Source organism: Sphingomonas bacterium, assembly GCF_903643065.1.
In the GTDB taxonomy this organism is placed as follows: Bacteria; Pseudomonadota; Alphaproteobacteria; order Sphingomonadales; family Sphingomonadaceae; genus Sphingomonas.
This window is the reverse complement of the sequence record NZ_CAHJWX010000053.1, coordinates 1-8422: the sequence shown is the minus strand read 5'-3', so window position 1 is coordinate 8422 and position 8422 is coordinate 1. Positions and strand designations below refer to the sequence as shown.

Here is an 8422-nt window from a genome sequence, read left to right as displayed (position 1 = left end):
GATGGCCACCGCCGTCGACGCCGCGCTGCCCGCCGACGCCGCGATCCTGGTCGCCGCCGTCGCCGACTGGCACGCGGACGCGGCCGGGCAGAAGCTCAAGAAGGACGCCACCGCCCCCGCGCTCACCCTGGTCGAGAACCCGGACATCCTGGCCGGCCTCGCTCGCCGCGCCGATCGCCCGCGCCTCCTGATCGGCTTCGCGGCGGAGACGGAACGCGTGATCGAGCACGCGGTGATCAAACGCCTGCGCAAGGGCTGCGACTGGATCGTTGCCAACGACGTGTCGGGCCCGACCGGCGCCGGCGTGATGGGTGGCGCCCGCAACACCGTCCATCTCGTCACCGATGCGGGCGTCGAGAGTTGGGAGGAACTGCCCAAGGAAGAGGTCGCGCGTCGGCTGATCGAGCGCGTCGCGGCGACGCTGGCATGATCGCCATCTCCGTCCGCCGCCTCCCGCATGGCGAGGGCCTGCCCCTGCCCCGCTACGCCACGGCCGGCGCGGCGGGGATGGACGTGGTCGCGGCGGAGGACGTGCTGATCCCGCCCGGCGGGCGGCACGCGGTCGCGACCGGCTTCGCGCTCGCCATCCCGGAGGGGCACGAGGTGCAGGTCCGGCCGCGCTCCGGGCTGGCGCTGCATTTCGGCGTCACCTGCCTCAACACGCCCGGCACGATCGACGCGGACTATCGCGGCGAGGTGAAGGTGATCCTCGCCAATCTAGGCACCGAGCCCTTCGTGGTGCGGCGCGGCGAGCGGATCGCGCAACTGGTTCCCGCGCCCGTGCTCCGCGCCGAACTGACGGAGGTGGCGACGCTGGACAAAACGGGGCGCGGCGCTAGCGGGTTCGGATCGACCGGGCGGTGAGCCTCTCGGACGAGGAGCTGACCCGCTACGCCCGCCAGATCGTGCTCAAAGAGATCGGCGGCGCCGGCCAGACGCGGCTCAAGGCGGCGACCGTCGCGGTGATCGGCGCCGGCGGGATCGGCTCGCCCGTGATCCAGTACCTCGCCGCCGCCGGCGTCGGCCGGCTGCGCGTGATCGACGACGATCGGGTCGACCTGTCCAACCTCCAGCGGCAGGTGTTGTTCGACACGCCGTCGCTGGGCGCGCCCAAGGGCGAGCAGGCGGTTCGTGCGGCGTGGCGGCTCAACCCGTTGGTTCGGGTCGAGGCCGTCGCGACCAGGCTCGACGCGGACAACGCCGGCTCGCTCCTCGCCGGCGCCGACGTCGTGGTGGACGGCTCCGACAATTTCGCGACCCGCCTCGCCGCCGCCGACGCGGCGCTGGCCTTGCGCATCCCGCTCGTGTCGGCGGCGGTGACGCAGTTCGAGGGGCAGCTGGCGGTGTATCGCGGCTGGGAGGCGGACCGGCCCTGCTACCGCTGTTTCGTCGGCGACGCGCCCGACCAGCCGGACGCCAGCTGCGCCGACCAGGGCGTGCTCGGCCCGGCGGCCGGCGTGCTCGGCAGCCTCGCCGCGCTGGAGGCGATCCGCGCCCTGGTGCCGTTCGGCGACGATCCGGCGGGGCGGCTGTTGCTGGTCGACTTGCTCGGCTGGCGCTTCCGGACGCTGATCCTGCCCAAGGATCCGGGTTGCGCTGCCTGTCAGGCGTTGTAGCGGCGGAACCAGTCGACGAACCTCGGCACGCCCTCGTCCAGCGCCGTCGCCGGCGCGAAACCCAGATCGCGCGCGGCGTCGGCGATGTCGGCGCAGGTGGCGGGCACGTCGCCCGGCTGCATCGGCTTCATCTCCCGGATCGCCGGCCGGCCGCACGCCCGTTCGATCAGGTCGATCAACCGCCCGAGTTCCTCTGCCCGGTTGTTGCCCAGATTGTAGATCGCATGCGAGCCCAGGCTCCCGCCCGGCTTGACCGCGCCGTCGTCGGCCGGCGGCCGGTCGAGCGCGGCGAGCACGCCCGCGACCACGTCGTCGATATAGGTGAAGTCGCGCCGCATCCGGCCCTCGTTGAACACCGCGATCGGCCGGCCGGCGAGGATCGCGTCGGTGAACAGCCAGGGCGCCATGTCCGGCCGCCCCCACGGCCCATAGACGGTGAAGAAGCGCAGCCCCGTCTGCGCGATGCGATACAAATGCGCGTAACTCTCGCTCATCAGCTCGTCCGCCTTCTTGGTCGCGGCGTACAGCGAGACGGGGTGATCGACGCGATCGCCGACGCGGAACGGCGGCGACGTATGACTGCCATAGACCGACGACGAGGAGGCATAGACCAGGTGCCGCACACCCCGCGCGCGCGCCAGTTCGAGCAGGTTGAGGTGGCCGACCAGATTGGCGCGGACATAGGCGCGCGGATGATCGATCGAGTGGCGCACGCCCGCCTGCGCGCCCAGATGGACGATCCGGTCGATCGCCACCCCGGCCAGCGCCGCGTCGAGCGCCGCGTCGTCGGCAAAATCCACCTCGACGAACCGAATTTCAGGGCAGAGCGCCGCCAGCCGGTCGCGCTTCAGCCGGGGCGAGTAATAGGGATTGAGGTCGTCGAGCCCCACCACCTCGTCGCCCCGCGCCGCCAGTGCGCCCGCCACATGCGCGCCGATGAACCCCGCCGCGCCGGTGACGAGCACCGCCATCAGGCGAGCAGCGCGGCCGCGAAGCTCCGTACCGACGGGCCGATGTCCGCCCGCTGCAACGCGAGCGCCAGGTTCGCCTGGATGAAGCCCGCCTTGTCGCCGCAATCGAAGCGTTGGCCGGTGAAGGTATAGCCGTGGAACGGCTGCCGGCCGATCAGCTGCGCCATTGCGTCGGTCAGCTGGATCTCGCCGCCCGCGCCCTTCTCGCCCCGGTCCAGAATGCCCATCACTTCGGGCTGGAGGATATAGCGGCCCGGCGTCATCAGGTTGGAGCGCGCGGTGCCCTGTTTCGGCTTCTCGATCACCTCCAGCACCTCGGTCAGCGCGCCATCGACGCGGCCGGGCGTGATGATGCCATATTTGTCGGTCTCGCTCGCCGGCACCTCCAGCGCGCCGATCAGGTTGCCGCCGACCTGCGCATAGGCCGCCACCATCTGCGCCAGGAACCCGGGCGTCCCCACCATCAGCTCGTCGGGGAGCAGCACCGCGAACGGCTCGTCGCCGACGATCGCGCGCGCGCACCAGACCGCGTGACCCAACCCCAGCGGCTCCTGCTGGCGGACATAGACGGGCGAGCCCGGCGTCATGCGGATCCCGTCGATCGCGGCCAGGCTCTTGCCGCGCGCGCGCATCGTCGCTTCCAGCTCGTAGGAGATGTCGAAATGGTCCTCTAGCGCCGCCTTGCCCCGGCCGGTCACGAAGATGATCTGCTCGATCCCCGCCGCCAGCGCCTCCTCTACCGCATATTGGATCAGCGGCTTGTCAACGACCGTCAGCATCTCCTTGGGTATCGACTTGGTGGCGGGCAGGAACCGGGTGCCGAGCCCCGCGACTGGAAACACGGCCTTGCGCACGGGCTTGAACGTCACGGCTGACCCCCCAGAGTATCGGACGGTCGACGCCTAGCGAGCGGGCGGGCGCGGGGCAATTCCCCGTTGTCGACGGCATGGCGGCAAGCTCCCGATTGACGCTCGGGTAAGCCGCCTTGATGTAGACGCGCCGGATGCCCAGACCCTCGATCCTCGTCGTCTTCGGCACCCGGCCCGAGGCCATTAAGCTGTTCCCGGTTGTGCGCGCGCTCGCCGCGACGCCGGGGCTGACCGTACGCACCTGCGTCACCGCGCAGCATCGCGCGCTGCTCGATCAGGTGCTCCGCGTCGCCGACCTGCGGCCCGACATCGACCTCGACCTGATGGAGCCGGGCCAGTCGCTCGACCGGCTCACCGCCCGGTTGCTGACCGGGCTGGGCGAGGCGATGGATCGCGAGCGACCGGACTGGATCGTCGTCCAGGGCGACACCGCGACCGCGATGGCCGCCGCGCTCGCCGCCTATCACCGCCGCGTCCCCGTCGCGCATGTCGAGGCGGGGCTGCGCTCGGGCGACACCCACCATCCCTGGCCCGAGGAAGTGAACCGCCGGATCGTGGCGTCGATCGCGCGGCTTCACTTCGCGCCGACCGCGACGGCGGCGGCGGCGCTGGCGCGCGAGAACGTGACGACCGGCGTCCACGTCACCGGCAACACGGTGGTGGACGCGCTGCGGTGGACACGGGCGCGGATAGAGGCGGAGCCGGCGCTGGTGGCGGGGCTCGACGTCCATGCCCGGCGTTGGGCCGGCAAGCGGCTGGTGCTCGTGACGGCGCACCGGCGCGAGAATCTCGGCGGCGGCATGGTCGCGATCGCGCGCGCGCTGGTCCGGATCGCCGATCGGGGCGACACGCACCTGCTGTTCCCCGTCCACCCCAACCCGGCGGTCGGCCCGGTGATGGATGCGATCATCGGCGCCCACCCGGCGATCACGCGCGTCCCGGCGTTGGACTACCCTCATTTCATCCGCGCGCTGGGCAGCTGCGACTTGGTCCTGTCCGACTCGGGCGGGGTGCAGGAAGAGGCGCCGGCGCTGGGCAAGCCGGTGCTGGTCATGCGCGAGACCACCGAGCGGCCGGAGGGGATCGCCGCCGGCACCGCGCGACTGGTGGGCGCGGACGAGGATCGGATCGTGCACGAGGTTGCCAGGCTCCTCGACGATCGCGACGCCCATGACGCGATGGCCCGCGCCCACTCGCCGTTCGGCGATGGGCAAGCCGCCGGCCGGATCGCGGCACTGATCGCGGGTGCGTGCCGAACCTGATCTCGCCTGTCGAGCTGACCGGCCCGGCGGGTTGTCGGGCTCGGGGCCGGTGCCTAAGTCCACCTTCTGATGCTCGCCCGGTTCTTCCAGTCACGTCGACCCGCTCCGTTCCAGCCGGCGCTTCCAGCGGGAAGCCGCGTCTATGCGATCGGTGACGTCCATGGTTGCCTGGCCGAGCTCGATCAGTTGCTGGCGGCGATCGACGCGGACGACGCGGCCCGGCCGCCGGCCGCGACGACGCTGATCTTCATCGGCGACCTGATCGATCGCGGGCCCGACTCCGCCGGCGTGATCAACCGGGTGATCGCGTTGGGCGACGACGGGCGCGATGTGCGGGTGCTGGCCGGCAACCACGAAGAGATGTTCGCAGGCGCGCTCGCGGGTGACGCCAAGCTGTTGCGGCTGTTCAGCCGGGTCGGGGGGCAGGAGACCGCGCTCAGCTACGGCATCGATCCGCTGGCCTATGAACGGGCCGACCATGATGAACTCGGCGCGTTGCTGACGACGCATGTTCCCGCGCGACACCGTGAGTTCCTCGCGTCGCTGCAGGACAGCGTCGAGCTGGGCGACTATCTGTTCGTCCACGCCGGCGTTCATCCGGGCATCGCGCTGGACGAGCAGCGAGGGACCGACCTTCGCTGGATCCGCTCGCCCTTTCTTGAGCATGATCGACCGCTGGGTCGCATGGTGGTCCATGGTCACACCATCGTCCGCGAAGTGGAGCGCCGTCCACACCGGATCGGCATCGACACGGGGGCCTATGCCACCGGCCGACTGACGGCGCTGGGGCTTGAAGGCACGACGAGCTGGGTGCTGTCGACCATCGGAGACGGTTGATTTCTCCAGCGGTTGGAGGCTTGTCACGAACCTCATTTCGTGTCAGGGCTCGCAGGCTTTCAAAGGGAGTTGATCATGAAGGTTGGTAAGTACCTGTTGGCTGCTGCCGCCGCGACGATGGCGTTGGCGCCGGCGATGGCCGCTCCGGTCAATCCGGCGGCGAGCCTGTCGGTGGCCAAGTCGGCGCGCGCCGGTTCGGTGGCCAAGAAGGGCAGCAACCTGGCTGGCGGCGGCGTCATCATCGCGATCATTGCGGCCGCCGCCGTGATCGCGGGCATCGTGGTCGTCGCCGACGAGGACGACAAGCCGACCAGCCGCTGAGGCTGAGGCTGAGTTTCACGGTGATGAAATAGCGGCCTTAGGGCCGCTATTTTTTTGTCCGGTAGGTCAGAACGTCTTGCTCCTGAACCGCGAAACGGGTGTCACCCTGGGGCTTAGCCAGGCTGATCCTTCGAGTCTGTCCTACCTTGATTTAACAGGCTCAATTTCATCCTCCCCGCCAGGAGGAGGCGGAGCCGTAGGGCGACGGAGGGGAGAACCTTCACCGTCAGCCCGTACTCTTCCTGCGTCAGCGCGGCGCGTTGCCATCTCCCCGTAGCGGGAGGATGACACCACTTGGCCAGGACAGGCTTGAGGCGCTCAAGCTGGGCTCTGTCCCGCGTAAGCTATCACTGCCAATGGCGACTTGGATGTCAAAGACGTAAGGTCATTAGGTACACGCGTCGGACAGCAGTAGGTCTACCCATGCCTTCCAGGCAGCTACGGCTTGAAATCTGGATCCAAACCAAGCCTTATCGGCGTGACTTAACTAGCATCCTGAGCCGGACGGGCATTCAGCACCCGAACGTCTAACCCCCCTCACGACGGAACAGCACGTCGCCTCGCGAGCAAAGATAGGCCGGCGTTACGGCGTTAGTGCGGCACGCCCGACGGCGCGCCCTGGCCCTGCATCATCTGTTGCATCATCTGCATCTGGCGGACCTCTTCCTGCGTCCGGAAGTCGATCAGCTGGACGTCGAAGATCAGCGTCGCGTTGGGCGGGATCAGCGCACCGGGCGGGGGCGAGACGCCATAGCCGAGCTGCGGCGGGATCACGAGGCGGTAGCGACCACCCTTCTGCATCCTCTTCAAGCCTTGCGCAAAGCCCGGCACCACGCCGCTGACCTCGAACGGCACCGGCTGTGGCGACTTGTCGAACACGGTGCCGTTGGTCAGCTTGCCCGTATAGCTCACCAGCACGACATCGGTCGCGCCGGGCATCTTGCCATGCCCCGCCTTCAGCGTGGTCAAGCGGATGCCCTGCGGCGCCGCGCGGGCCAGCGCCACCGCGCCCACCAGCGCCAGCGCAATTCCCAGCCACAGCCAGATCAGGTAGCCGCGCTTGACGGGCTGCAACGGCACGGCGGTGACGGTGGTCATGTCGCTACCTTACGAGAAAATGCCAACGGCGGCGCTTACCGCGCGCCGTCACGTTCCGCACGCTTGCGCTCTAGCTTGCGGGCACGGCGCACGGCGGCGGCACGCTCGCGGGCGCGCTTCTCCGACGGCTTCTCGTAATGCCGACGCAGCTTCATCTCGCGGTACACGCCCTCGCGCTGCAGCTTCTTCTTGAGCGCGCGCAGGGCCTGGTCGACATTGTTGTCGCGAACGATGATCTGCATGGAACTCGTCAAACTCCGAAACGGCGAAGGCGGCCGCGAACCGGGGTCCGCGCCGCGTGATGCCAAGGCCTAACAGCGCCGGTCCGTGAAGGCAAGCGCGCGCGACCGGGAGGCGCCGGGCTTTCCTGAACGGCGCCAGCCGTTAAGGCGGGCGCGATGACCGACCTCGTGTTTTTCGACAGCCTCACCCGCAGCATGCGGCGGTTCGAACCGATCGATCCCACGAACGTGCGCGTCTATTCGTGCGGACCCACCGTCTACAACTACGCGCACCTTGGCAATCTGCGCGCCTATGTCTTCACCGATACGCTGGCCCGGCTGATCCGGTGGAAGGGCTGGCCGCTCACCCATGTCATCAACATCACCGATGTCGGCCACCTTCAGTCCGACGCGGACGCGGGCGAGGACAAGATGGAGGCGGCGGCGCGCGTCAGCGGGCAGGATATCTGGGCGATTGCACGGCATTACACCGACGCCTTCAAGCAGGATCTGCGCGACCTCAACGTTGTCGAGCCAAGCCGCTTCCCGCTCGCCACCGATCACGTCGAGGCGATGATCGCCTTCGCACGCGGCATCGAGGCACGGCATTGCTATCGGGTGGAGAGCGGCCTGTACTTCGACACGAACACCGTCCCGGACTATGGCCGGCTGGCGCGCTCGGCGGACGATCGGGGCGAGAGCCGGATCGATCCGGTCGCGGGCAAGCGGCACCCGCAGGATTTCGCGATCTGGCGCGCGAGCGGGCCCGGCGAACGGCGGCAGATGGAGTGGGACAGCCCGTGGGGACGGGGCGCGCCGGGCTGGCACCTGGAATGTTCGGTGATGAGCCGGCGCTATCTCGGCGCCCGGTTCGATATCCACACCGGCGGGATCGATCACCGCGAGATCCACCACCCCAACGAGATCGCACAGAACCAGGCCTGCGGCGGTACGCCCGACACTGGCGCGAACTTCTGGATGCACAATAATTTCCTGGTCGATCGTACGGGAAAGATGGCAAAATCCTCCGGCGGCTTCCTGACGCTGCGGACGGTCGTCGAGCGTGGTTTCCACCCCCTCGCCTTTCGCCTGTTATGCTTGCAGGCGCATTACCGATCGGAGCTGGAGTTCGGCTGGGACGGGCTGGCGGCGGCGGCGACGCGGCTCAAGCGGCTGGCGCAGACCATCGAGGCGTTGCGCGCGCGGGCCGACGGCGCGGGCGATCCG

General features: G+C 69.2%; 11 protein-coding genes. 7 read left to right on the top strand and 4 right to left on the bottom strand.

All coding sequences use genetic code 11. From position 1 onward, the window contains the following. From HUU95_RS03385 to HUU95_RS03375, 3 genes are all read left to right on the top strand, one after another. Positions 1–430 (top strand): phosphopantothenoylcysteine decarboxylase domain-containing protein (locus HUU95_RS03385; protein WP_302480087.1); only part of this gene is annotated, 430 nt, incomplete at its 5' end. After that, positions 427–864 carry a dUTP diphosphatase gene (gene dut, locus HUU95_RS03380; RefSeq protein ID WP_174278812.1) on the top strand — a complete coding sequence of 146 codons (438 nt, stop codon included), beginning with the start codon at positions 427–429 and terminating at the stop codon, positions 862–864. The genes HUU95_RS03385 and dut, both read left to right, overlap by 4 nt. Next, on the top strand, positions 861–1616 hold the full coding sequence (locus HUU95_RS03375) for a HesA/MoeB/ThiF family protein (protein WP_174278811.1): 756 nt from the start codon (positions 861–863) through the stop codon (positions 1614–1616). Before dut ends, HUU95_RS03375 begins: the two co-directional genes overlap by 4 nt. On the opposite strand, the gene HUU95_RS03370 is transcribed toward HUU95_RS03375, so the two are convergent. Both HUU95_RS03370 and galU read right to left on the bottom strand, forming a co-directional pair. Then, on the bottom strand, positions 1604–2587 hold the full coding sequence (locus HUU95_RS03370; protein ID WP_174278810.1) for an NAD-dependent epimerase/dehydratase family protein: 984 nt from the start codon (positions 2585–2587) through the stop codon (positions 1604–1606). The genes HUU95_RS03375 and HUU95_RS03370 overlap by 13 nt on opposite strands. Continuing rightward, positions 2587–3456: a UTP--glucose-1-phosphate uridylyltransferase GalU gene (galU, locus tag HUU95_RS03365; protein ID WP_174278809.1), complete on the bottom strand. Its 870-nt coding sequence runs from the start codon at positions 3454–3456 to the stop codon at positions 2587–2589. The genes HUU95_RS03370 and galU overlap by 1 nt, the downstream gene beginning before the upstream one ends. A 134-nt stretch (positions 3457–3590) precedes the next feature. On the opposite strand from galU, the gene wecB reads away from it, so the two are divergent. The 3 genes from wecB (at position 3591) to HUU95_RS03350 (ending at position 5876) form a co-directional block, all read left to right on the top strand. Then, positions 3591–4718 carry a non-hydrolyzing UDP-N-acetylglucosamine 2-epimerase gene (gene wecB, locus HUU95_RS03360; protein WP_174278808.1) on the top strand — a complete coding sequence of 376 codons (1128 nt, stop codon included), beginning with the start codon at positions 3591–3593 and terminating at the stop codon, positions 4716–4718. A 69-nt stretch (positions 4719–4787) separates the two neighbouring features. Next, the gene (locus tag HUU95_RS03355; RefSeq protein WP_174278807.1) at positions 4788–5555 is read left to right on the top strand and encodes a metallophosphoesterase family protein; all 768 of its coding nucleotides are present in this window, start codon (positions 4788–4790) and stop codon (positions 5553–5555) included. A gap of 75 nt (positions 5556–5630) precedes the next feature. After that, positions 5631–5876, top strand: coding sequence for a hypothetical protein (locus HUU95_RS03350; RefSeq protein WP_174278806.1), 246 nt, complete (start codon positions 5631–5633; stop codon positions 5874–5876). A 591-nt stretch (positions 5877–6467) separates the two neighbouring features. Here the strand turns inward: HUU95_RS03350 and HUU95_RS03345 are convergent. Beyond that, positions 6468–6974, bottom strand: a complete 507-nt coding sequence (locus HUU95_RS03345) for an FKBP-type peptidyl-prolyl cis-trans isomerase (RefSeq protein ID WP_174278805.1) — start codon at positions 6972–6974, stop codon at positions 6468–6470. A 35-nt stretch (positions 6975–7009) separates the two neighbouring features. Beyond that, positions 7010–7216 carry a 30S ribosomal protein S21 gene (rpsU, locus tag HUU95_RS03340; RefSeq protein WP_007404630.1) on the bottom strand — a complete coding sequence of 69 codons (207 nt, stop codon included), beginning with the start codon at positions 7214–7216 and terminating at the stop codon, positions 7010–7012. 156 nt (positions 7217–7372) lie between these two features. On the opposite strand from rpsU, the gene HUU95_RS03335 reads away from it, so the two are divergent. Further along, positions 7373–8422: cysteine--tRNA ligase (locus HUU95_RS03335; RefSeq protein WP_174278804.1), on the top strand; the 1050-nt coding region annotated here is incomplete at its 3' end.

Coding starts and splice junctions, on each gene's coding strand:
- dut (WP_174278812.1), top strand. CDS start 427: ATGATCGCCATCTCCGTCCGCCGCCTCCCGCATGGCGAGGGCCTGCCC.
- HUU95_RS03370 (WP_174278810.1), bottom strand. CDS start 2,587: ATGGCGGTGCTCGTCACCGGCGCGGCGGGGTTCATCGGCGCGCATGTG.
- wecB (WP_174278808.1), top strand. CDS start 3,591: ATGCCCAGACCCTCGATCCTCGTCGTCTTCGGCACCCGGCCCGAGGCC.
- HUU95_RS03355 (WP_174278807.1), top strand. CDS start 4,788: ATGCTCGCCCGGTTCTTCCAGTCACGTCGACCCGCTCCGTTCCAGCCG.
- HUU95_RS03350 (WP_174278806.1), top strand. CDS start 5,631: ATGAAGGTTGGTAAGTACCTGTTGGCTGCTGCCGCCGCGACGATGGCG.
- HUU95_RS03345 (WP_174278805.1), bottom strand. CDS start 6,974: ATGACCACCGTCACCGCCGTGCCGTTGCAGCCCGTCAAGCGCGGCTAC.
- rpsU (WP_007404630.1), bottom strand. CDS start 7,216: ATGCAGATCATCGTTCGCGACAACAATGTCGACCAGGCCCTGCGCGCG.